The sequence below is a fragment of the Sphingomonas sp. CCH9-F2 genome (genome assembly GCF_001556735.1).
In the GTDB taxonomy this organism is placed as follows: domain Bacteria; phylum Pseudomonadota; class Alphaproteobacteria; order Sphingomonadales; family Sphingomonadaceae; genus Sphingomonas; species Sphingomonas ginsenosidimutans.
The window spans coordinates 1-582 of the sequence record NZ_LSJO01000527.1; the positions used below are offsets into that span (position 1 = coordinate 1).

Genomic DNA, 582 nt, shown 5'->3' on the forward strand with positions numbered 1-582 from the left:
ACAAGCTCGAACTCGATATTCCAGTATTGTTGCCGGACCTTCCTGACGCGGCCGACGCTTGCCTGGACCGTCTCGTATCAACCCTGTCAAAGCGCGAAGGCGTCGAGCGGGCGCATGTGATCTGCCTCGATGGCGACACGCCGGCGGCCCTGTGCATCCATTTCGACGCCGCCAAGCTACCGCTGCCGCGATTGCGTGAAATGGTGCGGGCCGCAGGTGCCGAAATCACTGAACGCTACGGTCATGCGATCTGGCAGGTGACGGGGATCAGTCACGAACGGCGGGCGCGCACGGTCAGCGATGCGCTATGCGCGTTGCCCGGGGTGGTACAGGCAAGCGCCAGCACCAGCGGGTCGGTCCGGGTCGAATATGATCGCCGAGAGACCACAGAAGAGGAAGTGCGCGCTGCTCTTCGCAAGCTGAAGGTGAGGGTTGGCAAGCGGGTCGCCGCCGATGACCATGCCGGCCACGACCACGGCCCCGGGGGCCACGACGCGGGCGAAGAGAAGCACGGCCCCGGCGATGGTCACGACCATAGCCACGCCGAATTTCTCGGCCCCAATACCGAGCTGATCTTCGCGC

At 64.9% G+C, this 582-nt stretch carries 1 pseudogene; it reads left to right on the forward strand.

Annotated features, from left to right (window positions below):
* Nucleotides 1–582 (forward strand): annotated as a pseudogene (locus AX685_RS14955) (heavy-metal-associated domain-containing protein); the annotation flags it as partial.